The organism is Streptomyces sp. Root1310 (assembly GCF_001426425.1).
In the GTDB taxonomy this organism is placed as follows: Bacteria; Actinomycetota; Actinomycetes; order Streptomycetales; family Streptomycetaceae; genus Streptomyces.
In genome coordinates, this window is record NZ_LMEQ01000023.1 from 547,381 (window position 1) to 570,365 (window position 22,985).

Consider the following 22,985-nt stretch of genomic DNA (forward strand, 5'->3'; position numbering starts at 1 on the left):
CGGGGACCACCAACAGGTCGGCGGACGGGACGGGCGGGCGGGCGGCCGGGCGGAGGGTCGGGCGGGTCAGTCGCTTTGACGCGGACCCGGCCCGGCCGCGGCGCCCAGTTCCAGTGGTCGCGCCGGGTCCTTCGACCACTCCTCCAGCGAACCGTCGTAGAGGGACACGTCCTCGCGCCCGAGCAGGGTGAGGGCGAGGGCGACCCCGGCGGCCGAGACACCGCCGCCGCAGTACAGGACGACGGGCGTGTCGGTGGTGTCGAGACCGGCACCGACACGCGCGGCGAGGTCGGCCGCGGGCAGCAGGCGCCCTTCGCCGTCCAGGAGTTCGCGACCGGGAAGACTGCGGCTCCCTGGGATGTGTCCGCGTCGGCTGTACCGGGTGGGGACCGACCCGTCGAAGGCGGCCGCGGGCAGCGCGCAGACCAGCGTGCCGGGCCGCTCGCCCCGGCTGATGGCCCCCACTTCGTGGACATCGGTCCACATTCCGGGACGCGGGACGGGCGTCACGGGCGTCACTTCGGGCACCGGCACCGGGTCGTCGCCGGACGCGAGCGGTCCTCCCGCCGACTCCCAGGCCGCGAGGCCTCCGTCGAGCACGGCCGCCGGCACGGAGATCGCCCGCAGCATCCACCACAGCCGGGCCGCCCAGATCCCGCCCCCGGTGTCGTACGCGACCACCGCGCTGCCCTCCCCCACGCCGACCCGGGCGAGCGCGCGGGCCAGCGCCCGCGGGCCCGGCGCGGTGAAGTGGCAGGGCGCGTCGAGGTCGGAGAAGTCTCCGGTCAGATCGGCGTGCCGGGACCCGGGGAGGTGTCGTCGGACCCATCCCTCACGGCCGCTCGCACTGCGGCGGTCGCCGTCGTACCGGGGTGAGGGCAGCAGCACCGTGGCGTCGAGGACGACCAGCCGGGGATCGTCGAGCCGGGGGGCCAGCCAGGTGGCGTCGACGAGGGGGCCGGGCAGTGGGGAGGTGGTCATGGCGGCCGATGGTACGCCCGTGAACTGGGAGTCTTACCCACTGATCATGGCTGTCTCATATTCCGGATCAAGGTTGCGCGAGGACCGTCGGCTGCCGTTATGGTTTCGGCCATCTACGCGGGAGCCCCTCCCCGGACGGGCTGAGAGGGCGTCTGGGATCCGTTCGTCGAACGCGGTCCCCATGGGGACGCCGACCGCACGAAACGCGCCCCGGCGCCCCGCGTAGGAGTTCACGTGTCCGCAGCAGTAGAGCCGAAGCCTCCGGTGGTCTCCACCCCGGCGGGCAGCTCCTGTTGTTGTCGCCCGTGCGACTGCCGCGCGTGCCGCTGTCGCCGGTCCGTCTGACCGCGCACCGCACCGCACCGCACCGCACGCCGCACGCCCTCTCCCCTTCCGCCCCTTTTCCGCGCTCCCGCGCGCCGCCTTCGGAGTCCCCTCATGCCGCACATCCGGGTCATGCTCGACTATTTCCACCCTTGGCCCAATTCCTCCGGCTTCTACGTGGCCCGCGCCCGCCGCTGGTTCGCGGAGGCCGGGCTGGACGTGGAACTCGTGGTCCAGGATCCGGGACGGGGTGACACCCTGGAGTATCTGGCACGCGGGGAGGTGGACTTCGGTGTCTTCCCGCCCAACCGGCTGCTGGCCCGGCGTGCCGCGCACGGCCAGCCGCTGATCGCGGTGGCCGCCGTCAACCACCGGGGCCTGGAGGCGATCCAGACCACCGCGTCCACCGGCATCACCCGGCCCCGTGAACTCGCGGGCCGTCGCGTCGCCCTGAACCCGACCCCGCGCGGCCTGGCCATGGTCCGCCATCTGGTGGCGGCCGACGGCGGCGACCCGGACGCGGTGGTCACGATCGACGCGGGCACCCGCGAGCTGACGGTCGACGACATCGAGGCGGGCGAGGCCGACGCCACCTTCGGCACCTACTGGTCCTGGGACGCGCTGCGCGGCGACCTTCCCGAGGAGCGGCGCGTGACCTGGCCCGTCGACGAGATCGGCGCACCCCGCTACCACAGCTACCTGCTGGGCACGAGCGAGCACCTGCTCGCCGAACAGCCCTCTCTCGTAAGGGACTTCCTCGCCGTCACGGCCCGGGGCTACGCGTCCGCCGCGCAGGAGACCGAGCGGACGCTGGAGCTGCTCGAAGGGGTCATCCCCTACTTCCCGCGCCCGCTGATAGCCCGCTCCCTCGCCCTGATCTCACCCACCTGGACGGATCCGCAAGGGCGTTGGGGAGTGATCGACCCGGCGCGCACGGGCCCGTACGCGCACTGGCTGTCGGAACACGGCGCCCTCGCGCACGACCGGGACTGGGACCGCTCCTTCACCAACGCGCTGCTGCCGGCCGTGACCGCATGAGCGACCTGTCCTGCCAGGCCCGGGGGCTGACCCGGCGGCTGGCCGTCGACTTCAAGCGGGTGGACAGCGCGCTGTGTCGCCGGGCGTGACCGCGCCGACGCCGCCCCGCCCCTCCCCTCGCCCCCGAAGGAAACCTCATGCACCGCCGTACCGTCCTGTCCGTCATAGCCGCGTCGGCCGTCCTCGCCGCCACCGGCTGCTCGGCGGACCCCTCGGCCGACGCCACCGCGAAGGACGGCACCACGACCGTCACCCTCGCCCTGGACTGGACCCCGAACACCAACCACACCGGCATCTACGTCGCCCGGCAGAAGGGCTGGTTCAAGGCGGCCGGCATCGATCTGAGGATCGTGCCCTACGGTTCGACCGCGCCCGAGACGCTGATCGCGAGCCACCAGGCCGACTTCGGCATCTCGTATCAGGAGGGCGTCACCACGGCGCGCGCCGCCGGACAGGACATCACCTCCGTCTACGCGGTCACCCAGAAGACGAACGTCACCATCGCCGTGCGCGCCGGCCGGACGGACATCGCGTCCCCCAAGGACCTGGACGGCGAGACGTACGCCGGTTTCGGCGCGCCCTACGAGAAGCCGCTGCTGCAGAAGGTGATCCGCAACGCGGGCGGCAAGGGTGACTTCAAGCAGGTCACCCTCAGCACCTCGGCGTACGCGGCGCTCTACGCGGGCAAGGCGGACTTCGCGATGCCGATGCCGACCTGGGAGGGGCTGGAGGCGGAACTGAGCGGCAAGCCGCTGAAGAACTTCCAGCTGTCCGACTACGGCTTCCCGGCGATCTACTCGACGCTCATCGCGTCCTCCGGCCGATTCCTGAAGAAGAACCCGGCGGTCGCGAAGAAGTTCCTCGCCGCCGTCGACCAGGGGTACCGGTACGCGGCCGACCATCCCGACCAGGCCGCGGATCTCCTCGTCGACGCCAACAAGAGCGTCCTCACCAACACCGAACTCGTGCGCAAGAGCGAGGAGTTGCTGGCCAAGGAGTACTACCGGGCCGCCGACGGCACGATCGGCACCCAGAGCCAGGAGCGCTGGCAGGCCTTCGCCGACTTCGAGTACCGGGCCGGGCTGCTGAGCGACGCGAACGGCGACGGGCTGACCGAGGCCCCGGACGCCGCGTCTTTCTTCACCAACGCCTATCTGCCCGCCTCGAAGGACGCGGGGAGCAACAAGTGAGCTCCCTGTTGCGGTCGTTGTGGCCGCCGTCGCTCGTGCTGGCCGTCGTGGTCGGCGGCTGGCAGCTGTACGTGACCGGCGCGGGAGTCGATCCGACGATGCTGCCGTCGCCGACGCGGGTGCTCGAGCAGGGCTGGGCCAACCGCGCGGACCTGTGGGCGCAGACCGTGCCCACGCTCCAGGAGACCCTGCTCGGCTTCGCGCTGTCGTTCGCGGCGGCCTGGCTGGTCGCCGTGCTCCTGGACTTCTCGGCGGCGGCCCGCAGAGGGCTGTACCCGCTCCTGGTCGCCTCGCAGACCGTCCCGATCGTCGCCGTGGCCCCCCTGCTCATCATCTGGTTCGGCTTCGGGCTGCTGCCGAAGATGCTGGTGGTGACGCTGACGACGTTCTTCCCGCTCGCCGCCAACCTGGCCGCGGGGTTCGCCGCGACCGACCGTGAGGCGATGCGGCTGCTGCGCTCGCTGGGCGCGGGCCGGCTGCGGACGTTCCGCCTGGTGCGGGTGCCGAGCGCGATGCCGTACTTCTTCGCCGGCCTGCGGGTGAGCATCACCTACGCCGTCGTCGGCGCCGTGTTCGCGGAGTACGCGGGTGCGGAGGCCGGGCTCGGGATCTATATGCAGGCGCAGAAGAGCGCGTTCCGCACGGACCTGGTGTTCGCCGCGGTCGGGGTGACGGCGGCGCTGAGCATCGCGCTGTTCGGGGCGGTCTGCCTGCTGCAGCGGCTGGCACTGCCGTGGGAGCGCGCGCAGCGGGAGGAGACGTCATGAGCAGTCTGCGGATCGAGGACGTGGGCAGGTCCTTCGGCGCGCTGGAGGTGCTGCGCGGTCTCGAACTGTCGGTGGAGCCGGGCGAGTTCGCGGCCGTGATCGGCCCGAGCGGCAGCGGCAAGAGCACGCTGTTCAACCTCGTCTCGGGGCTCGACCGGCCGACCACCGGCCGGGTGCTGGTGGAGGGCGAACCGGCCGGGGTGCGATCCGGCAAGGTCGCCTACATGCCGCAGAAGGACCTGCTGTTCCCGTGGCGGACCGTGCTGGACAACACCGCGCTCGGCCTGGAGGCGCAGGGCGTGCGCAGGAAGGAGGCCCGGGCCCGGGCCGACGCGCTGTTCGCCGACTTCGGGCTCGACGGCTTCCAGAAGGCGTACCCCGCACAGCTCAGTGGCGGCATGCGGCAACGGGCCGCGCTGCTGCGCACGGTCGTCCTGGAGCGTCCGGTGCTGCTGCTGGACGAGCCGTTCGGGGCGCTGGACTCGCTGACCCGCACCGAGATGCAGCTGTGGCTGGCGCAGATGTGGCAACGCCACCGGTGGACGGTGCTGCTGGTCACCCACGACATCCGCGAGGCGGTGCTGCTCGCGGACACCGTGCACGTCCTGTCGCCGCGACCGGCCACCGTCGTCGCACGCGTGGAGGTGGCGTTGCCCCGCCCGCGCGGGGCGGAGGACTTCACCGCGCCCGGGTTCGCGGCCACCGAGCGCCGGGTCCTGGAATCGCTCCGCGGCACGACGGCGGTGAGGACCGCGTGAGCGCGCATCTGGCCCACGGTCTCGGCACCGACCCGGTCGAGCCCGACTGGGCGCCGCTGACCGACGACGAGGTGACGGACGTCGTCGGGGCGGGCACCCGGGTGGTGTGGCGCAGCCCCCGCCCGCTGTCCGCGGCGGCCGTCGTCGAGCGGGACGGCCGGCGGCTGTTCGTGAAGCGGCACCACGTCGCCGTGCGCTCCCCGGCAGGGCTGGCGGAGGAGCACGCCTTCCTGCGCCATCTGCGCGAGCACGGCGCGCCGGTGGTGGAGGTGCTGCACACGGCGGCACGCGGCGCGTGGACGTACGAGGTGCACTCGACGGGCGCCGGGGAGGACCTGTACCGGGACGCGCTGTCCTGGTCGCCGTTCCGCTCCCCCGCGCACGCCCGGGCGGCGGGCGCGGCGCTGGCCCGGCTTCACCTGGCGGCCCGGGGGTTCGACGCGCCCCGGCGCCGGGTGCAGCCGCTCGTCGCCTCGTTCACGGTGTTCGCCGCGCGGGATCCCCGGGAGGCGCTGGACCTGTTCCTCGACGCGCGGCCCCGACTGGCCTCGGGGATACGGCGGTTCCCCTGGCGCCAGGACATGCGGCGGGTGCTGCTGCCGCTGCACGAACGGCTCGCGCCCCATCTGTCCGGTCTGGAACCCCTGTGGACCCACAACGACTGGCACGCCTCCAACCTGCTGTGGGGCCCCGACGGACAGGTCAGCACCGTCCTGGACTTCGGTATGAGCGACCGCACGACGGCCGTGCACGACCTGGCCACCGCGATCGAACGCAACGCCGTGCAGTGGCTGCGGCCCGGATACCCGGTGCGGGAGGCGGACGTGACCGCGCTCGTCGACGGATACCGGTCCGTACGACCGCTCACCGCCGTCGAATCGGCGGCGCTCCCGGAGCTGCTGCCGCTGGTGCACGCCGAGTTCGCGCTGTCCGAGCTGGGCTACTTCCACGGCGTCACGCGGTCCGCGCAGAACACCCGGCTGGCGTACGAGTACTGCGTGGGGCACGCCGAGTGGTTCACGGGCGAGGACGGCAGGCACCTGCTGGACGTCGTGGCCCGTGCCGTCGGGGCCGAGCGCGGGCGATCCACGGCGGGCACCGTGCGATAGGCGGTGGGTGTGCCGCCGTCGGCGCGGCGACGAGGCCGGCCGCGCCGAGGCGGTCCCGTGCGGGCGTCCGTGGGGACGCCGGTGCGGCGGGACCGCCCGCTGGGTCAGTCCGACGGGGCGAGGTGCCCTCTGCGGCGCCACTCCTCGGCGAGGAGCTCGTAGGAGCGGACGCGGTCCGTGTGGTCGTGGGTGATGGTGGTGACGAGCAGTTCGTCGGCGCCGGTGGCCTCCTGGAGCTGTTCCAGAAGATCGGCGACCCGGGCCGGGGAGCCGACGAACTGGGTGTCGATCCGGTCCTGGACGAGCGCCCGGTCCTCGTCGGACCAGACGTGGGCGCGTGCCTCCCGCGGGGTCGGGAACGGGATCGCGCCCTCGGCGGTACGGATGCTGCGCACCCACGGGCCGTAGCCGGCGGCGAGTTCGCGGGCGCGGTCGTCGTCCTCGGCGACGACGACGTCGGCGGAGACGCTGACATAGGGCGCGTCGAGGGACGCGGAGGGCTTGAAGCGGGCCCGGTAGCCGTCCACCGCCTCCAGGACGGTGGCCGGGCTGACGTGGTAGTTCGCGGCGAAGCGCAGGCCGCGGGCGCCCGCGACCTCGGCGCTCTGGCCGCCGCTGCTGCCCAGGATCCACACGTCGACCTCGGCGCCCTCGCCCGGTACGACATGCGCTTCGAGGCCCTCCGGGGACCGGTAGGTACCGGCCAGCAGGGCGAGGACGTCGTCGATCTGCTCGGCGTAGTCCTGCGAGGTGGCCTCCGGCAGGAGGAGCAGCCGGCGCTGGAGGGCGATCCGGGGCGAGCCGAGGAGGCGTTCGAAGGAGAAGCGGGACGGGATCAGCAGGCCGTTCGGGGCCCGGCCGTCGACGACGGGGGTGGCCGTGGACGGCGGGCTCGGCCGTTCTTCCGGCGGACGGCCGCCCGAGCGGCCCAGGCCCAGGTCGAAGCGGCCGGGGTGCAGCGCGTCGATCAGGCCGAACTCCTCGACCGTGGACAGGGCGGTGCGGTGTCCGAGCTGTACCGCACCCGAGCCCAGCCGGATGGTGTCGGTGGCGGCCGCGGTCAGGGCCAGGACGACGGCCGGGGAGGTGCCCGCGACACCGGGGTTGAGGTGGTGCTCGGCGAACCAGTAGCGGGCGTATCCGAGCCGTTCCGCGTGCCGGGCCAGGTCGATGGAGTTGCGCAGGGCGTCGGCGGCCGTCGATCCCGAGGGGATCGGGACGAGGTCGAGCACGCCGAGGGGGATGTCAGACACGGGCCGGCTCCTCGGTGTTCGACGGTGTGGGAAGCACCGGGCCCCAGGCGAACGGCGGGTCCGGCAGGTCCTTGCGCAGCACGGACGCCACCTCCGACTGGAACAGCTCCAGCGAGTCGCGGTGCCGGGTGTCGGTCAGTCCGCTCGCGTCGGCCTGCACATGCAGCACGGTGTGGCCGAACCGCTCGTGGTAGCGGTGCACCTTGTCGATGACCTGCTGCGGGCTGCCGATCAGGGCGGAGCTGCGCTCGACGAAGTCCTCCACCGTCTCGAAGACGACGGGGAGCCCGGCCTGTCGCTGGAAGGCGAGCGTGCCCTCGAAGACCGGCCGGTAGGCCTCGACGGCCTCCTGGGAGGTGCGCGCCACGTACAGTCCCGCCGAGCCGGCCCCGACCGCGAGGGCGTCCGGGTCGTGGCCGTGGTGCTCCCAGCGCTCCCGGTAGTACCGGATCAGCTCGGCGTAGGGCTCGATGGGGTGGGTGACGTTCGCCGAGAACAGCGGGTCGCCGTAGCGGGCGGCCAGGTCGACGGACTCCTTGCTGGTGGCGCTGCCGTGCCAGACCCGGACGGGCCGCTGGTACGGCCGGGGCCACACCTCCGCGTCCGTCAGCTCCGGGCGGAAACGGGTTGCCGCGGTGACCTTGTCCTGGCGCCAGATCTGCCGGAACACCTCGTAGCTCTCGGCGTTGCGCTCCCACTGGTCCTTGGGCGTGACCCGGAACAGCTCGCGCTGGGCGGCGCCGTTGCCCTTGCCGATGATCAGCTCCAGGCGGCCGCCGGAGAGGTGGTCGAGGGTGGCGTAGTCCTCGTAGGCGCGGACCGGGTCGAGGAGGCTGAGGGTCGTCACGGCGGTGAAGAGCCGGATGCGGCGGGTGCGGGCGGCGATGTGGCTCAGCACCACCGGCGGGGAGGAGGAGATGAAGGGCCGCTCGTGCCGCTCCCCCACGCCGAAGCCGTCGAAGCCGAGCTCCTCGGCCAGCAGGGCGTTGTCGAGCACCTCGCGGAAGCGGTCCTGCGTGGACTTCAGGACACCGGTGACCGGGTCCGGGCGGTGCACGATCAGGGTGATGGCGAGGAACTTCACGAGGCCACCCGCGCGGTGCCGGCCACCTCGTCGGGGTGGGCGAGGCCGAGGTGGTCGCGGAGTGTGGTGCCCTCGTACTCGGTGCGGAAGACGCCCTGTTCCTGGAGGAGCGGGACGACCTGGTCGGCGAACGCGTCGAGGCCGCCGGGGGTGATGTGCGGGACGAGGATGAAGCCGTCGGCTGCGTCGGCCTGCACGTACTCGTTGATGGTCCGGGCGACGGTCGCCGGGGAGCCGACGAAGTTCTGCCGGTTGCCGGTCTCGATGACCAGATCGCGGATCGACCAGTTGTTGGCCTCCGCGAGCTCCCGCCACTCGCGGGCGGTGGCCAGCGGGTCGCGGTACATCCGGACCTGGGCGCGGCCGCGCGCGATGTGGTTCTCGCCGAGGTCCGGGTCGATGTCCGGCAGGGGGCCATCCGGGTCGTAGCCGGACAGGTCCCTGTTCCAGACGAACTCCAGGTGCTTGAGGGCGGTGGCGCCGCTGACCTGCTGGCGGCGCACGTCCTTGGCGATCTCCTCGGCCTCGGCGTCGGTGTCGCCCAGGACGAAGCTCGCGGCGGGCAGGATCAGCAGCTGGTCGGCGCGCCTGCCGTACTTGGCGAGCCGTGACTTGACGTCGGTGTAGAAGGCCTGGCCCGCGTCGAGGGCCGCGTACCGGCTGAAGATCGCGTCGGCGGACGAGGCGGCGAACTCCCGGCCCTCGTCGGAGTCCCCGGCCTGGAAGATCACCGGGCGGCCCTGGGGGCTGCGCGGCACGTTGAACCGGCCCTGGATGTCGAACTGCCGGCCCTCGTGGACGAAGGCCCCGGCCTTGGCGTCCTGGAGGAAGGTGCCGGTGCTGCGGTCGGCGACGATCTCGTCGCCCCGCCAGGAGTCGAAGAGCTCGCCGGTGGTGGCGAGGAACTCCTTGGCGCGGGCGTACCGCTCGTCCTGCGGAAGGTAGCCGCCCCGGCGGAAGTTCTCGCCGGTGAAGGCGTCCCAGGAGGTGACGACGTTCCACGCGGAGCGGCCGTCGGAGAGGTGGTCGAGGCTGGCGAACTGGCGGGCCACCTCGTAGGGCTCGTTGAAGGTGGAGTTGATGGTCCCGGTCAGACCGAGGCGCTCGGTGACGGCGGCGAGCGCGGCGAGGATCGTGAAGGTGTCGGGGCGGCCGACCACGTCCAGGTCGTAGATCTTGCCGCCCTGTTCGCGCAGGCGCAGCCCCTCGGCGAGGAAGAGGAAGTCGAACTTGGCGCGTTCCGCGGTCCGTGCGAAGTGGGCGAAGGAGCTGAACTCGATGTGGCTGCCGGCCCGCGGGTCGCTCCACACGGTGGTGTTGTTGACGCCGGGGAAGTGCGCGGCGAGGTGGATCTGCTTCTGGGGCTTGCTCATGGTCGTGGACTCTCCGTCCGGCTCAGACTGCGGCGTAGCGGTTGGCGGGGCGGGGCAGGCCGAGCAGCCCGCGCAGGGTGTCGGCCTCGTAGGCACGGCGGAAGGCGCCGCGGCGCTGGAGTTCGGGGACGAGCCCCCGGGTGACGGCCGGGAGGTCGTGGCCGGCGACGGCCGGGCGAAGCCGGAACCCGGTCAGTCCGGCCGCCTGGAAGTCCTGCAGCAGATCGGCGAGTTGGGCGGGAGAGCCGGCGAACACACGGGCGTCGCTGCGGTACTCCTCACCGGCGAGGGCGTCGAGGCGGTCGCGCCGGGCGGCAGCCGCGGCCGGGTCGTCGTCGAGGAAGACCACCAGGTCCGCGAAGACGTGCAGCGGCTCGGCGGCCCGTCCGGCCCGCTCCTGTTCGGCTCGGATCTCGGCGACGATCGCACGGGCCTGGCCGGTGTCGTGCGGGGTGACGTACCCGACGTCGGTGGCGCGGGCCACCAGCCGGTAGGGGACCGTGTCGTGCGCGAGGGCGGTGACCAGCGGCTGGCCCTGCGGCGGGCGCGGGGTGATGGACGGCCCCTTGACGCTGAAGTGGCGGCCCTCGAAGTCGATGTAGTGGAGCTTGTCGCGGTCGACGAAACGGCCCGTGGCCACGTCGCGGATCTCCGCGTCGTCCTCCCAGCTGTCCCACAGGCGGCGCACGACCTCGACGTAGTCGGCGGCCTCGTCGAACAGGTCGGTCACCAACTCCTGGGTGGCCGGGGCGTCGTAGGCCTCGATCCGGGGGATCGTGCGCCGGCCGAAGTGGGCGGCCTCGGAGGGGCGGGCGGTGATCTGCACGCGCAGGCCGGCACGGCCGGTGCTCACGTAGTCGAGGGTGGCGATCGCCTTGGACAGGTGGAAGGGCTCGGTGTGGGTGGCCACCACGGTCGGCACCAGGCCTATGTGACGGGTGAGCGGGGCGACTCGGGAGGCGACGAGAACGGCGTCGAGCCGGCCGCGCACCTGGTCGGTGCGGTCGTCCGGGTCGAGGAAGTGGGAGGACTGCGGGCCGAGGCCGTCCTCGATCGTCACGAAGTCGAGCAGTCCGCGCTCGGCCTCGGCGACCAGATCGGCCCAGTATCCGGCGGTGAACAGCTCGCGGGGTCGGGCGACGGGCTCGCGCCAGGAGGCGGGGTGCCAGCCGGTGCCGTCCAGAGCGACGGCGAGATGCAGCGGGGAGGAGGGGGTCGAGGACACGAGGGTGCCTTCCTGGAGGTCCGTACGAGAGCGCCGGCCTGCGCGCGGAGACGGCGCGGGCACGCGGCGAGGTGCGAGCGCGTCGAGCCGGGGGTCCCCCCGGCCTGAGGCCGGGGGGAGGGAGGGGTCAGGAGCAACAGAGCGCGCCGGCCACGCGCTGAAGGTCGATGTGGGGCCGGGAGTGGAGGTGTACGGCGTGGCGTATGTGGGTCACGTCCGCACCTCCCTCGTTCCTGGCGCCGCGCGGCGCCTCACACATCTCGTCATCAGTCAGAACGCCGTGAATCCGACGGATGTTCCCGGTGTGCGCACCGAGACGATGGTCGAGCGGCGGCGCAGGGTGAAGCCGAGGGACTCGTAGAGGCGGATCGCCGGGGCGTTGCCCGCGGCGGCGTGCAGGAACGGGGTGTCGCCGCGCTCGCGGATGCCGTCGCCCACCGCGCGGATCAGCCGGGTGGCAAGGCCGTTGCCACGGTGGCCGGGGTCGGTGCAGACGGCGCTGATCTCGGTCCAGCCGGGCAGCCGCAGGCGTTCGCCGGCCATGGCGATCAGGCGTCCGTGGTGCCGGATGCCGAGGTAGGCGCCGAGGGCGATGGTCCGTCGGAGAAAGGGGCCGGGACGGGTGCGGGCGACGAGGTCGAGGATGTCCGGCACGTCGTCGGGGCCGAGGCGTACGGCTTCGGGCGCCGGTTCGGTGCGGAACGCCTCGGTGGCGGCGAGCTGGACGCCCTCTCCCGCGCCGACGACCTCCCAGCCGTCGGGAACCCGTGGAACGGGCTTGACGCGTACGGCGGTTCCGGGGCCGACGAGGGTGAGAAGGTCGGCCCACGCGGCGGGGTCCCCGGGGTCGGCGAGGGCGGCGAAGTCGTAGACGTCGGCCGGGTAGCGGGCGGCACGGCCGACGCGGTCGGCGAGGTGGGCGTGCGGGCCGCCGAGCGCGGCCCACACGGCGTTGTCGAGGGGGTGCGGGTGGATGTCGGCCGGAGCTCCGCCTCCGCGGAGGTCGATCGGGGTGGTCACGGAGGCGCAGTTCCCTTCCAGTCGTTGCTGTCGTGCCTGTCGTACCTGTCGTTGCTGTCGTGCCTGTCGTACCTGTCGTACCTGTCGTACCTGTCGTTGCTGTCGTTGCTGTCGTGCCTGACTCAACCTGTATGCGTCAGCGCGGTGGTGACGAACAGTCAGGAATTGTCCAGCGGCAGACCGGGCGGGTTGATCTCGGACTTGGCGACGGCCTCGTTGGAGAGGTTGTAGGCCGCCAGCCACTTGGCGTACTGACCGTGCTCGATCAGGTAGTTGATGGCGTCCGCGACCGGCTTGGCGAGACCGCTGTCCTTCTTGGCGGTGGCGGCGATCAGGCCCTGGAGCGACTCACCGGCGCCGGAGAAGGTGCCCGCGTTGCGGGTGGCGTTGGCCTTGCCCGCCGTCTGCGAGACGTTGTAGGCGATGCCGGGGTTGGGTCCGAAGAACGCGTCGATCTTGCCGCTGGCGAGCGCCAGGTAGATGCCGTTGCGGTCCGGGTAGTACTTGACGGTGAGCTTCTTGCCCTCGGACTCCAGCTTCTTCTTCCACTCCAGGAGGATCTTCTCCTGGTTGGTGCCGGAGCCGACGGTGACGGTCAGACCGGCGAGGTTCTCGTAGTCGCCGTCGAAGTTCCACGTGCTGGACTTCTTGACCTCCCAGCCGAGGTTGTCCTGGCGGTAGGAGGCGAACTCGTACTTCTTCTTGCGCTCCTCGGTGTCGGTGATGTTCGAGAAGCCGACGTCGACCTTGCCGCTGTCGATGCCGACGAAGAGGTTCTCCCAGGTGAAGTTCTTCGTCTCCGACTTCAGTCCGAGGACCGCGGCCACCAGACGGCCGAGGTCGGGCTCGGCGCCGGTGAGGGTCTTCTGGTCGTCACCGACGTAGGCGAGCGGGGCGAAGCCGGAGGGCAGGGCGCCGATACCGATGTTCAGCTTGCCGCTCTTCTTGATCGCGTCGGGCAGTTCGGCGCTGATGGACTTGACCTCGGAGACCTTCAGGGCGGTCTCCTCGGCGGCGCCGTTGGACACCCGGCCGATGGTCACGCTGCCGGCCGCGCTGCCGGTCGTGGTGGCGGCCTCGCTGTCACCACCGCAGGCGGCGAGCCCGGTGGCGAGGGTGGCGACCGCGGTCGCCACGGTGATGCCGCGAATCAGGCTGCGTCGGGTGAAGTGGGCAGACATGGGCGTCCTTTGTGACTGGTGTGACTGGGCGAGAGGGTGGTGGCGGGGGGGAGGTGGCGTGGTGGAGCTGTGGGGGGGGAGGGTGGGGCTCTTCGGTGTCAGAGCACCTTGCTGAGGAAGTCCCGGGTCCGCTCGTGCCGCGGATTTTCGAGGACCTCCCCCGGCGGGCCCTGCTCGACGATCTTCCCGTCGTCGATGAAGACGACCCGGTCGGCGACCTCGCGGGCGAAGCCGACCTCGTGGGTGACGATGACGAGGGTGGTGCCGCTGGTCGCCAGGTCCTTGATGACGGCGAGGACCTCGCCCACGAGCTCGGGGTCGAGGGCGGAGGTGGGCTCGTCGAAGAGGATGACGCCGGGGCGCAGCGCGAGGGCGCGGGCGATGGCTACACGCTGCTGCTGGCCGCCGGACAGCTGCCGGGGATAGGCGCCGGCCTTGTCGGCGAGGCCCACCCGGTCCAGGAGTTCCCGGGCCAGTTCCAGGGCCGCGGGCTTGGCGAGCCGCCCGGTGGCGACCGGCGCGGCGGCGACGTTGTCGAGGACGGTCAGGTGCGGGAAGAGGTTGAAGTTCTGGAAGACGAAGCCGATCCGGCCGCGCTGGGCCAGGATGGCCCTTTCGCTCAGCTCGCGCAGCCGGTCGCCGTTGCGGCGGACGCCGATCAGCTCGCCGTTGATGCTGACATAGCCGATCTCGGGCTTCTCCAGGTGGTTGACGACCCGCAGCAGGGTGGACTTGCCGGAGCCGGACGGGCCGAGGATCACGGTGACCTCGCCGGGCCGCACGGTCAGGCTCACACCGTCCAGGACCCGGTGGGCGCCGTACCACTTGTGCACGTCGTGCACCTCGACGGCGGCGGGCACGATCCCGGCGGTGCCGGTGCTCTGCACGGTCTCGGTGGTCATACGGCGGCCTCCCGGCGGATGCGGGCCCGCAGGTCGGTGAGACCGGTCCGCAGTTTCTGAAGCGGCGTCGGCGGCAGGGACCGCGTGGCGCCCCGGGCGTAGTACCGCTCGACGTAGAACTGGACGACGGAGACGAGGCTGGTCAGGATCAGGTACCAGACGGTGACGACCAGCAGCAGCGGCACGATGTCGCCGGGGTAGGTGGCCCCCATGGTCTGCGCGGTGCCGAACAGGTCGAGCAGGGACACGTAGAAGACCAGTGAGGTGGACTTGACCAGGCCGATCAGCTGGTTGACGTAGTTCGGTGTGATCGATCGCAAGGCCTGCGGGAAGACGATCTTCCAGAACTGGTAGCGCTTGGGCAGGCCGAGCGCGGCGGCCGCCTCGTGCTGGCCCTGGTCGACGGAGAGGATGCCGCCGCGGACCACTTCGGCGGCGTAGGCCGCCTCGTTGAGACTGAGGCCGACGACGGCGATCACCATGTCGGTGGCCAGCCGGGACTCGTCGAAGCGGAAGAACGCCGGGCCGAAGGGCACCCCGACACTCAAAGTCTGGTACAGGGCGCTGAAGTTGTAGAGGAAGAGCAGCACCACGATCAGCGGGATGGAGCGCAGCGCCCACACGTAGATCCAGCTGACCGCGCGCAGCACCGGGCTCTTCGAGAGCCGGGCGAGGGCGAGCAGGATGCCGCCCAGCAGGCCCAGCACCGCGCTGTAGGCGGCCACTTCCAGGGTGATCAGCAGTCCGTCGAGGATGACCGGCCGCAGGAACCAGTAGCCGAAGCGGTCCCACTGGTAGAAGGGGTTGGAGATCAGTCCGTGCGTGAACTGCGCCACCAGGACCAGGGCCACGGCGGTGGCGATCCAGCGGCCGGGCTTGCGCAGCGGCTGGACGCGCTGGGCGGTGAGCTTCTCCGACGGGACGTCGAGGGCGGGTGCGGGTTCGGCGAGGGTCACGGCGCCTGGGGGTTCACTCATGAGGGGCTCCGGCGGGAGTCGGACACCCCGGGTCACGGCGGACGTGCGTGGCCGGACGCGCTTGTGCGGGGCGGCGGGGACCGCTCCGCGGGCGCGAACAGGGCATGGCGCACGGATGCGTACAGGAGACCGGGGTGGGGCGGACAACGGCACACCGCTCGGGCGGTGTTCGTCAGGAACGCGGAGGCGGGGCTGCGGTGCGAGGGGTTCGTTCAGCCCCGACAGCGGGCACGGCCCGGTGCGGTACACAGTGCGCTGTTCACGCGCAGGAGGTCGACGGCGCGGTTGGCGACGAGGATGTCGAGGTACGGCCGTACGCAGCCCCGGGGGCGACGGGGCGCCGTCCGATGAGCTGCGTACATGTCCGTCACCATCACTGTTCCGGCCCCCGAGGGGCCCTCGCGCTTACCGATACGTCATTACCGAAACGTCGGTCCGGTCGTCACCTGGGGCACCCCACCGCGGAGCGAGGGTTGCCGGTCAGCTAGCCAGGGCTTGTCGCTGACGCTCATGACCGTTCTGGGCCGTAAGTAAGACAGTTGCCCGAACGAATGTCAACGGTTGTCCGGTGGGTGGACCGGTTCAGGGCCGGTTGACCTGCGGTCGGACCACCGAACCGGCTTCCGCGTGGGTCTCCCAGTCCAGGATCTGGACGGCGGCGCCGGCGGCCTCCAGGCCCTGGCAACGGGCGTGGTGACGGCGGGCGATGGCGTCCAGGTCGAGGTGGGCGCCGAAGGCCGGGCGGGCGGCCAGCCGACGGGCGTAGGCCCACAGCGCGGGGTGGTCGGCGATGCGGTGCACGGCGGCCGCGTCCAGGTGGTAGCGGTGCACGGTGTCGAGTTGGACCAGGGCGACCCACAACTCGACGTCTGCTGCCGTGATCTGATCGCTGATCAGGTGCTCGTGGGCACCGAGCCCTCGCTCCAGCACCCCGAGTGTGGTGAGCAACGTGTCGAGGGCGGCGGTGCGCTCCGCCTCCTCGGCGTCGGCCGCTCCGGCGCGCTGGGCGGCCTCCTCGATGCCCTGGGCGCACATCCGCTCCACGGCCTCGATCTGCGACTCCGCGCCGCACGGGTACAGGGTGGGCCGGCCGCCGCCGAAGTGCCGGGCCAGGTCCCGGGCGATGTCGGGGCCGTGGCTGCTCACGATGCGCCCGGACCAGTCGTCGCTGAGCACGGGCGCGAGGGCGGGGCCGGTGTACCGGTGCGCGCTGGCGTCGTACAGCGGACGCAGCGCCGAGTGACCTCCGTCGGGGCAGTCCGGGACGGCGGGCAGGAAGGTGACCGGGCAGGCCTTGTCCAGGCCGAGGAGGCTGTGGGTGACGGCGATGCGCAGACAGTCGGGGTCGGCCGCCGCCAGATGGAGGCGGTAGCGGCGCGGCACCGCGTAGTGGCCGCTGCGCGCGTCCCGGCCGATCCGGCCCCGGAAGGCGGCGGTGGGCCGGGTGGACGGGTGGGCGGCCAGTGGTGTGAAGGACATGACTCTCCCCGGGGGCGGGACGCACGAGGGACGTGCGCGCGGCGGATGCGACGTCGAAGAGGGAGGTGCGGGAGGTACGGAGGTACGGGAGGCACGGAGGTACGTACCTCGCGGACCTCGTCCGCACGTGCCGGGTGCGGCCGCGTCCGCGGGACACCGCCGGTGCGGTTCGGCGCGGGGACGGGCCCGGCTCAGTCCCGGAACCTGATGGCGCTGCAGACGCGCTTCAGGTCGATGTGACGGCGGGAGGTGAGAAGGGGTGACGACCACGCCGTGCGGCCCGCTCGGCCGGTGGTCGGCTCCAGTCGCCCCATTGTTTCCCTACCCGTTCACTAGGATTCCCGGATCGAGTGTCGATCCGCCTCGAGCCTCCGTCAAGGGGGCGTCCACCAGGTGAGTACCGGGGGCTCCCCGGGGCGGCCCCGGGGAGCCCCCGGGGAGCGGGAGCGGGTGCGCGGCCCGGGACGCTCGGCCGGAGGCGGGCGGCGCCCCGGGCGTCTGAACGGCCGACGGCTCACCCCTTGGGTGACGCGTCCCGCCGGAGGCGCCGCGAGCAGCGAGAGGGTGAGACGGCGGTGCCCCCGTACCGTCTGCCCACGAGCGGCCTGACGGCGTGCGGGCCGAGTGGCTTCCGCCCGATCGCCTCCGGCCTCCGGGCTCCGGGCTGCGCGCCGCGGTCGTTCAGACGACCCGGTAGCGCAGGTGGGTCACGGACCCCGTGCGGGGTCTGCCCTGCGGGATCAGCTCGGTGCCCCCGTACCGTCTGCCCACGACCGCGCCGAACGCCTCCGTCACGCGTGCCCGGACCGGAGCCGCGGTGCCGGGACCATGGGCCCGCCTCGGCGATCCGGCGGGCCAACGGCGCGCTTCCTGGCCGCCCCCACTCCGATGAAGCAGGCGCGCACGGTCGCTGCTTCAACTCTCCTGCCGGGGGCGCCAGAACACCGCGAGCAGCCCGGCCGTCGCGACGACACCCACCCCGAGCACGACACCGGCGCCCGCCCATCCGGTCACCCCGATGTCCGCGGCCTGGTCCACCGCGTACTCCCCCGGCCCCCACGCCCCCAGCGCCACCGCGAGGACGCCCAGGACGAGGACGTACTCGTAGCCGTCCTTGAACACGAAGAAGCCGTTGCGACGGTGTGCGAGCAGGCCCGCCACCAGCATCACGGACAGCACCGCCGCGCAGGCCAGTGAGGTCAGGAAGCCCGCCAACAGAAGCACGCCCGCGCCGAGTTCGGTGAGGACGCTGAGCCATGCCTGGAGTCTCGGGCGGGTGAGTCCGAGCCCGCCGAACCAGCCGGCGGTACCGGATATGCCGCCTCCGCCGCGCCAGTGGTTCCAGCCGTGCGCCAGCATCACCGCACCGAGCACGACCCGTACGAGCAGCAGTGCGGTGTCCGAAGCCTCACTCATCGCCATGTCCCCTTGTCCGTCGGGAGTGCCCGCACACCCGGCGCGCACTCCTCGACGAAGGCGGGCGCGTGCGGGTGGCGGGCGAGAGCGGTACGGCCGACGCGGTGTGGTGGCCCGCGCCCGCCTGCTCGTGGCGTACCACCAGTGGGGCTCCGGTGAACATGAAAGCGAGGTCCGTCCCCCACCTCTGCCGCCTACCGGCGGACCGCCCTCTCCCTCTCCCTCCCCTCCCCCTCTCCCTCTCAGGTGCGGGACTTGGCCGTCGCGGCGAAGGCGTCGGCGGCGGTGAGGTCGAAGTCTCCGTGGTCGCTGCCGAGCCCCTGCGCGACGAGGGCGGCGGCGGCGCTGCCGAGGACGGCGGCGTCGCTCGGCGTACGGCCGAGGCTCACGCCGCGCAGATAGCCGGCCGAGAACGCGTCGCCGCATCCGGTGGTGTCGACGACGTCGACCACGAAGGCGGGGACCGGTTCCGCGCCGTCCGCGGTCACCACGAGCGCGCCGTCACCGCCGCGCGTGACGGCGACGACCGCCGCACCTGCGCCGAGGAGCTTGCGCGCGCCCGTCAGCAGGTCGCTCTCGCCGGTGAAGCCGAGGACCTGGTCCTCGTTGGGCAGCAGATGGTCGATGTACGGCAGGGCCGCCTCGATCTGGTCGAAGCTGCCGAGGACACCGGGGGCGAGCAGGTCCACGGAGGTGACGACGCCGTGTTCCCTGGCGTGCTTCAGGATGCGTGTGGCGACCTCGACGCCGATCAACTCCGGTCCGCCCAGGTGCAGATGGTCGGCCTCGGCGAGGGCGTCCCAGGGGACGTCGTCGAGGCCGTAGGTGATGTTGGCGCCGAGCAGGTGCAGCGAGGGGCGGTCACCGTTGGGCCGGATCGGCAGCACGCTCGCGGAGGTGGCGGTGTCGGTGCGGCGGACGAGGAACCCGGTGTCGATGCCCGCCCGGTCCAGCAGGCCCACCAGCAGGTCCCCGGCCGGGTCGGAGCCGATGGCGCCGGCCGTGCGCACCTGCGCGCCCAGCTTGGCGAGGGTGAGCGCGGTGCCGCCCGCGGTTCCGGCGGCGGTCATCCGGATGTCGTCGACCAGTGTCGCGCCCTGGCCCTCGGGTATCTCCTGGACCGGCCGTACCAGCACGTCCAGGACGTGCACGCCCATGGTGAAGATCTTCATCGGCCATCCCCCTTCATCGGCTCCATCGGCCTCGTCGGCTTCATCGCCCTCGTCGGCTTCATCGGCTCTGTTCCTGCGCGGGTGGTACGGGGTGGGTGGTTCCGTAGTCGCGGGCGATCGCGGCCTCGATCACCGCGAGTTGCTGCTGCTCGTCGAGGAAGCGGGGCCGGCCCATGGAGGCCGCGCGCTGGTAGACGCCGCAGGCCCATTCGAGCAGCAGCGCGTTCTCGACGGCCTTGTCGAGAGTCGTCCCGTGGGTGACGGCGCCGTGGTTCGCCAGCAGGGCGGCGCCGCGGCCGTCGAGCGCGGCGAGTACCGACTCGGCGAGTTCGGGGGTGCCGAAGGTCGCGTAGGGCGCGACCCGTACCGTGCCGCCGAGGGCGAGCAACTGGTAGTGGATGCAAGGCAGTTCGTCGAGGACGCAGGAGACCGCCGTGGCCATAGGAGCGTGGGTGTGGACGACCGCTCCGGTTCCGTAGCGGCGGTAGACCCCGAGGTGCAGCTCCAGTTCCGAGGTCGGCCGCAGTTTTCCGGCCACCACCTCGCCGTCGAGGTCGACCACGGTCACCTGGTCCGGGGTGAGTTCGGCGAGGACCGCCCCGGTCGCGGTGACCGCGACCCGGTCCTCGACGCGTACGCTCACATTGCCGGCCGTGCCGATGAGGAGGCCTTCGGCCCCCAGGCGCCGGCAGACGTCCGCGACGGCGGCCCGCTCCTGTCTCAGCGCCGAGCTTGAGGCGGTCATGGCCGCGAAGGTAGCGTAAACGTGAAACAAAGTCACGTTCAGATTTGGAGGCAGTCCTTGGTCCAGGCGACCACGGGTCCGGGCGGTGGCGTCCCCCTGCGCCGCACGCCCCGCCAGGCGCGCAGCAAGGCCCGTCTGGCCCTGCTGCTGGAGGCCGCCGAGCGCATCCTCGTCGGCGACGGCGTGGAGGCGCTCACCACGACGCGGGTCGCGGCCGAGGCGAAGGTGTCGGTCGGCTCGCTGTACCAGTACCTCCCCGACCGTGACGCGATCATCGACGCCCTCGCCACGGGTTACTTCGCGCGCCTCGAAGACGTCATGGACGAGCTGGTCCGGACGGCGGCGCGGGAGCGGTGGGACGACCCCGTGGGCGTGCTCATCGACACCTTCGCCCGGGTCTACCGGACCGAACACGGTTTCCGTGCCCTGTGGTTCGGCAGCGGGCTGACCGAGCGGACCCGGGCCGCGGACCGTGAGCACAAGCGGCGCATGGCCGACGGCGTCCGCCGGGTGCTGCTCGCGCTGGGCGTCGCCTCCGACGACGAAGCGCTCGCGCGGGCCTGCCACGCGGCGATCCTCGCCGCCGACGCCCTCGCCCAGGAGGCCTTCCGGCGAGCCCCGGAGGGCGACACCGACCTCCTCGACGAGGCGAAGGCGATGCTGCGCTGCTATCTCGCCGAGGTCGTCGCGCGCTACGGGCGGCGGTAGCCGAAAGTCCCTGGCCGCCGCCGTGCGCCGCCCGGTAGCGTCGGCGTCCGTAACCGACCGCGCCGGCGGTCGCCGCACCCGGAGAGCGCATCCCATGACCAGGCGACACCCCCGAGCCACCACGACCCTGTGGCGTCCCACCGGCCCCAGGGAACTGGAGCTGGTCCGTGAGCTCGGCCGGCGGGCCTGGCCTCCCCGGCTGCCCGAGCAGCCGATCTTCTACCCGGTCCTCGACGAGGACTACGCCATCAGGATCGCCCGGGACTGGAACGTCAAGCACGACGGGGCCGGCTATGTCACCCGGTTCGAGGTCGACTCCGCGTTCCTGCGCCGGTATCCGGTCCGTCAGGCGGGCGGCCGCACGATCCTCGAACTGTGGGTGCCGGCCGAGGAGCTGGACGAGTTCAACGCCCATCTCGTGGGCGAGATCGAGGTCGTGCACGTGTTCTCGTGACGCCCGCTGCAAGGATTCCGCAAGGTCCCGGCAGGCCTTCCGTCCATCGGGAGGGGCAAACGCCCGGCAGACGGGGCCGAGCCGGTCCCGCACGGACGACGGGGGTCTCGATGTCGGCGTTGCGCAGGAGTACGGATCCGTCGGTCGAGGAGCGTGAGTGGCTGACGCTCGTCGAACGCAAGCTGGTGCTGGTCGTGGTGCACACCCTGACCTACGGAAAACGGCTGGTCGAGGTCCTGTCGCTGCTGGAGGCCGACTTCAGGGTGCAGGTGGTGTTCACCGCGCCGCCGCACGTCTTCGGTGACGAGGTCCCGCGCTACCTCGAGGGTCTGGGAGGCGCGGTGCTGCCGTGGGACGAGGCGGTGCGGATGCGGTTCGACCTGGCTCTCGCCGCCGGTCCGCGGGGCGTCGAGAAGATCTCCGGGCCGGTGATCGCGATGTCGCACGGGGCCGGATACCTCAAGCGGCTGGTCTCGGTGCGGCAGCCGGGTGTGGCGGGGCTGCGCCGACAGGATCTCGTCCCCGGCGGCCGGCTGCCCGCCGCCGTCGCGGTGCCCCACCACGCCGAACTGGCCGACCTGGAACGGCACTGCCCGGAGGTGCTCCCGCTCACCCATGTGGTCGGCGATCCGGTGCACGACCGGATCGCGGCGAGCCTGCCGTTGCGCGCCCGCTACCGCCGGGCCCTCGGCCTCGCGGACGGCGAGAAACTGGTGGTGGTCGTCTCGACCTGGGGCGCCCGCTCGTCCTTCGGCCGGTTCGAGGCGCTGCTGCCCCGGCTGGCCGCCGAACTGCCCGCGAGGCGGTTCCGGTCCGTCATCCTGGTCCACCCCAACGTGTGGTCGGGGCACGGTTCCTGGCAGGTCAGGGCCTGGCTGGCGCGCTGCGCCGGGTCCGGTACCGCCCTCGTGCCGCCGGAGGCGGACTGGCGCAGTGTCCTGATCGCCGCGGACTGGATCATCGGCGACCACGGTTCGGTGACGCTGTACGGCACGCTCACCGGCGCGCCGATCCTGCTGGCCGGGTCACCGGACCGGGAGATCAACCCCGCCTCGCCGGCCGCCACCCTCGCGGTGACCGCGCCGGCGCTCTCGCCCGCCCACCCGCTCGTCGGCCAGCTCAGGTACACGGCGGCCGAGTACCGCCGGGAGGAGTACGCGGCGATCGCCTCGCGCATCACCTCGGAGCCCGGCCGTTTCAACCGCAACATGCGGCGGCTCATGTACCGCGTGCTGGGGCTCGGCCGGCCCGCCCACGAGCCGGTGACGGTCCCGCTGCCGGAGCCGCCCCCGCTGGACACCTGGGCGCGCGGGCGGCGGGAGGTGCCGGCGTGATGCGCTACGTCTCCGTGCGGCTGCGGGCGTCGTCGCCGCACCCCCGGGGCCCGCGCGGCGTCCCGGCGGCGGACCTGTCGCTCCGCGTCCGCTCGGCCGCGGGCGACCACGACGTGCTGGCCCGGGTCGGCCTCCTGGCGCCCGGCGGGGCGCCCGGCGCGGACGAACACGTCGCCGCGGAGGCAGGGCCGTGCCCCGGGATCCGGTGGCCGGTCTGCGCCGATGTGCTGCACGAACGGTTCCCGCGCCCGTACGCCGACGCGGTGCGCCGCCTGGGCGACCTCACGGCCGCCCATCCGGGGTGCCTGCTGGCCGCGGCACCGCTGACCGGGGGCGGCTGGGCGGTCATCGACGGGACGAGCCGCACGGTCCTTCCCCTGGCGCACCGGGTTCCCCCGGACCAGCCCCTGCTGGCGTCCTGTCTGCACGCCTGGCTGGTGGCGGGACGCGCCCTGCGGGACATCCAGGACATCCGCGTGGTGCACGGCGGGTGAG

General features: G+C 72.5%; 23 protein-coding genes and 1 riboswitch. Of the genes, 9 read left to right on the forward strand and 14 right to left on the reverse strand.

Translation table 11 applies throughout. From position 1 onward, the window contains the following. Positions 1-66 precede the first annotated feature (66 nt). Positions 67-981, reverse strand: a complete 915-nt coding sequence (locus tag ASD48_RS26495) for a rhodanese-like domain-containing protein (protein WP_057604209.1) — start codon at positions 979-981, stop codon at positions 67-69. Positions 982-1,419: 438 nt separating this feature from the next. Between ASD48_RS26495 and ASD48_RS26500 the strand changes: the two genes are divergently transcribed. The 5 genes from ASD48_RS26500 (at position 1,420) to ASD48_RS26520 (ending at position 6,167) form a co-directional block, all read left to right on the forward strand. Next, on the forward strand, positions 1,420-2,343 hold the full coding sequence (locus ASD48_RS26500; protein ID WP_057604210.1) for an ABC transporter substrate-binding protein: 924 nt from the start codon (positions 1,420-1,422) through the stop codon (positions 2,341-2,343). A 137-nt stretch (positions 2,344-2,480) separates the two neighbouring features. Then, positions 2,481-3,533 carry an ABC transporter substrate-binding protein gene (locus ASD48_RS26505; protein ID WP_057604211.1) on the forward strand — a complete coding sequence of 351 codons (1,053 nt, stop codon included), beginning with the start codon at positions 2,481-2,483 and terminating at the stop codon, positions 3,531-3,533. Next, the gene (locus ASD48_RS26510) at positions 3,530-4,300 is read left to right on the forward strand and encodes an ABC transporter permease (protein WP_057604212.1); all 771 of its coding nucleotides are present in this window, start codon (positions 3,530-3,532) and stop codon (positions 4,298-4,300) included. Before ASD48_RS26505 ends, ASD48_RS26510 begins: the two co-directional genes overlap by 4 nt. Continuing rightward, entirely contained in the window at positions 4,297-5,058 is a 762-nt protein-coding gene (locus tag ASD48_RS26515; protein WP_057604213.1) for an ABC transporter ATP-binding protein, read from the forward strand. Before ASD48_RS26510 ends, ASD48_RS26515 begins: the two co-directional genes overlap by 4 nt. Next, a complete protein-coding gene (locus tag ASD48_RS26520; protein WP_057604214.1) occupies positions 5,055-6,167 on the forward strand; it encodes a phosphotransferase in 1,113 nt (370 codons plus the stop codon). Before ASD48_RS26515 ends, ASD48_RS26520 begins: the two co-directional genes overlap by 4 nt. Positions 6,168-6,271: 104 nt before the next feature. Here the strand turns inward: ASD48_RS26520 and ASD48_RS26525 are convergent, their stop codons facing one another. The 13 genes from ASD48_RS26525 to ASD48_RS26580 form a co-directional block, all read right to left on the reverse strand. Further along, entirely contained in the window at positions 6,272-7,420 is a 1,149-nt protein-coding gene (locus tag ASD48_RS26525; RefSeq protein WP_057604215.1) for an LLM class flavin-dependent oxidoreductase, read from the reverse strand. Next, on the reverse strand, positions 7,413-8,504 hold the full coding sequence (locus ASD48_RS26530; RefSeq protein ID WP_057604216.1) for an LLM class flavin-dependent oxidoreductase: 1,092 nt from the start codon (positions 8,502-8,504) through the stop codon (positions 7,413-7,415). Before ASD48_RS26530 ends, ASD48_RS26525 begins: the two co-directional genes overlap by 8 nt. Then, positions 8,501-9,877, reverse strand: coding sequence for an NtaA/DmoA family FMN-dependent monooxygenase (locus ASD48_RS26535; RefSeq protein WP_057604217.1), 1,377 nt, complete (start codon positions 9,875-9,877; stop codon positions 8,501-8,503). The genes ASD48_RS26530 and ASD48_RS26535 overlap by 4 nt, the downstream gene beginning before the upstream one ends. A 22-nt stretch (positions 9,878-9,899) precedes the next feature. Next, positions 9,900-11,102, reverse strand: a complete 1,203-nt coding sequence (locus tag ASD48_RS26540; RefSeq protein WP_057604218.1) for an LLM class flavin-dependent oxidoreductase — start codon at positions 11,100-11,102, stop codon at positions 9,900-9,902. 127 nt (positions 11,103-11,229) lie between these two features. Then, on the reverse strand, positions 11,230-11,361 hold the full coding sequence (locus ASD48_RS46210) for a putative leader peptide (RefSeq protein WP_348983231.1): 132 nt from the start codon (positions 11,359-11,361) through the stop codon (positions 11,230-11,232). Positions 11,362-11,372: 11 nt separating this feature from the next. Further along, complete coding sequence (locus tag ASD48_RS26545) at positions 11,373-12,122, reverse strand: GNAT family N-acetyltransferase (protein ID WP_057604219.1); 750 nt, start codon at positions 12,120-12,122, stop codon at positions 11,373-11,375. A 158-nt stretch (positions 12,123-12,280) separates the two neighbouring features. After that, positions 12,281-13,303 (reverse strand): transporter substrate-binding domain-containing protein, encoded by a 1,023-nt coding sequence (locus ASD48_RS26550; protein WP_057604220.1) that lies wholly within the window; start codon positions 13,301-13,303, stop codon positions 12,281-12,283. Positions 13,304-13,401: 98 nt separating this feature from the next. After that, positions 13,402-14,205, reverse strand: a complete 804-nt coding sequence (locus ASD48_RS26555) for an amino acid ABC transporter ATP-binding protein (RefSeq protein ID WP_057604221.1) — start codon at positions 14,203-14,205, stop codon at positions 13,402-13,404. Further along, positions 14,202-15,182 carry an amino acid ABC transporter permease gene (locus tag ASD48_RS26560; RefSeq protein ID WP_057604222.1) on the reverse strand — a complete coding sequence of 327 codons (981 nt, stop codon included), beginning with the start codon at positions 15,180-15,182 and terminating at the stop codon, positions 14,202-14,204. The genes ASD48_RS26555 and ASD48_RS26560 overlap by 4 nt, the downstream gene beginning before the upstream one ends. Before the next feature lie 396 nt (positions 15,183-15,578). After that, a riboswitch (SAM riboswitch) is annotated at positions 15,579-15,698 on the reverse strand. 66 nt (positions 15,699-15,764) lie between these two features. Continuing rightward, a complete protein-coding gene (locus ASD48_RS26565; RefSeq protein ID WP_057604223.1) occupies positions 15,765-16,661 on the reverse strand; it encodes a glutathione S-transferase C-terminal domain-containing protein in 897 nt (298 codons plus the stop codon). Between the two features lie 915 nt (positions 16,662-17,576). Further along, positions 17,577-18,077, reverse strand: a complete 501-nt coding sequence (locus tag ASD48_RS26570; RefSeq protein WP_057604373.1) for a DoxX family protein — start codon at positions 18,075-18,077, stop codon at positions 17,577-17,579. A gap of 242 nt (positions 18,078-18,319) precedes the next feature. Continuing rightward, positions 18,320-19,249: a carbohydrate kinase family protein gene (locus tag ASD48_RS26575; RefSeq protein WP_057604224.1), complete on the reverse strand. Its 930-nt coding sequence runs from the start codon at positions 19,247-19,249 to the stop codon at positions 18,320-18,322. 58 nt (positions 19,250-19,307) lie between these two features. Continuing rightward, positions 19,308-19,994, reverse strand: coding sequence for a class II aldolase/adducin family protein (locus ASD48_RS26580; protein WP_107104399.1), 687 nt, complete (start codon positions 19,992-19,994; stop codon positions 19,308-19,310). Positions 19,995-20,051: 57 nt separating this feature from the next. Between ASD48_RS26580 and ASD48_RS26585 the strand changes: the two genes are divergently transcribed. The 4 genes from ASD48_RS26585 (at position 20,052) to ASD48_RS26600 (ending at position 22,984) form a co-directional block, all read left to right on the forward strand. After that, positions 20,052-20,702: a TetR family transcriptional regulator gene (locus ASD48_RS26585; RefSeq protein ID WP_057604225.1), complete on the forward strand. Its 651-nt coding sequence runs from the start codon at positions 20,052-20,054 to the stop codon at positions 20,700-20,702. Between the two features lie 94 nt (positions 20,703-20,796). After that, a complete protein-coding gene (locus tag ASD48_RS26590; protein ID WP_057604226.1) occupies positions 20,797-21,156 on the forward strand; it encodes a hypothetical protein in 360 nt (119 codons plus the stop codon). Between the two features lie 110 nt (positions 21,157-21,266). Beyond that, positions 21,267-22,490 carry a hypothetical protein gene (locus tag ASD48_RS26595; RefSeq protein WP_057604227.1) on the forward strand — a complete coding sequence of 408 codons (1,224 nt, stop codon included), beginning with the start codon at positions 21,267-21,269 and terminating at the stop codon, positions 22,488-22,490. Then, complete coding sequence (locus ASD48_RS26600; protein WP_057604228.1) at positions 22,490-22,984, forward strand: hypothetical protein; 495 nt, start codon at positions 22,490-22,492, stop codon at positions 22,982-22,984. The genes ASD48_RS26595 and ASD48_RS26600 overlap by 1 nt, the downstream gene beginning before the upstream one ends. The last annotated feature ends 1 nt before the right edge of the window (position 22,985 follow it).

Excerpts from the sequence above, each read along its gene's own strand:
- ASD48_RS26570 (WP_057604373.1), bottom strand. The coding sequence starts at position 18,077 with ATGAGTGAGGCTTCGGACACCGCACTGCTGCTCGTACGGGTCGTGCTC.
- ASD48_RS26555 (WP_057604221.1), bottom strand. The coding sequence starts at position 14,205 with ATGACCACCGAGACCGTGCAGAGCACCGGCACCGCCGGGATCGTGCCC.
- ASD48_RS26565 (WP_057604223.1), bottom strand. The coding sequence starts at position 16,661 with ATGTCCTTCACACCACTGGCCGCCCACCCGTCCACCCGGCCCACCGCC.
- ASD48_RS26495 (WP_057604209.1), bottom strand. The coding sequence starts at position 981 with ATGACCACCTCCCCACTGCCCGGCCCCCTCGTCGACGCCACCTGGCTG.
- ASD48_RS26535 (WP_057604217.1), bottom strand. The coding sequence starts at position 9,877 with ATGAGCAAGCCCCAGAAGCAGATCCACCTCGCCGCGCACTTCCCCGGC.
- ASD48_RS26575 (WP_057604224.1), bottom strand. The coding sequence starts at position 19,249 with ATGAAGATCTTCACCATGGGCGTGCACGTCCTGGACGTGCTGGTACGG.
- ASD48_RS26500 (WP_057604210.1), top strand. The coding sequence starts at position 1,420 with ATGCCGCACATCCGGGTCATGCTCGACTATTTCCACCCTTGGCCCAAT.
- ASD48_RS26590 (WP_057604226.1), top strand. The coding sequence starts at position 20,797 with ATGACCAGGCGACACCCCCGAGCCACCACGACCCTGTGGCGTCCCACC.
- ASD48_RS26595 (WP_057604227.1), top strand. The coding sequence starts at position 21,267 with ATGTCGGCGTTGCGCAGGAGTACGGATCCGTCGGTCGAGGAGCGTGAG.
- ASD48_RS26550 (WP_057604220.1), bottom strand. The coding sequence starts at position 13,303 with ATGTCTGCCCACTTCACCCGACGCAGCCTGATTCGCGGCATCACCGTG.
- ASD48_RS26580 (WP_107104399.1), bottom strand. The coding sequence starts at position 19,994 with ATGACCGCCTCAAGCTCGGCGCTGAGACAGGAGCGGGCCGCCGTCGCG.
- ASD48_RS26600 (WP_057604228.1), top strand. The coding sequence starts at position 22,490 with ATGCGCTACGTCTCCGTGCGGCTGCGGGCGTCGTCGCCGCACCCCCGG.
- ASD48_RS26515 (WP_057604213.1), top strand. The coding sequence starts at position 4,297 with ATGAGCAGTCTGCGGATCGAGGACGTGGGCAGGTCCTTCGGCGCGCTG.
- ASD48_RS26560 (WP_057604222.1), bottom strand. The coding sequence starts at position 15,182 with ATGAGTGAACCCCCAGGCGCCGTGACCCTCGCCGAACCCGCACCCGCC.
- ASD48_RS46210 (WP_348983231.1), bottom strand. The coding sequence starts at position 11,361 with ATGTGTGAGGCGCCGCGCGGCGCCAGGAACGAGGGAGGTGCGGACGTG.
- ASD48_RS26505 (WP_057604211.1), top strand. The coding sequence starts at position 2,481 with ATGCACCGCCGTACCGTCCTGTCCGTCATAGCCGCGTCGGCCGTCCTC.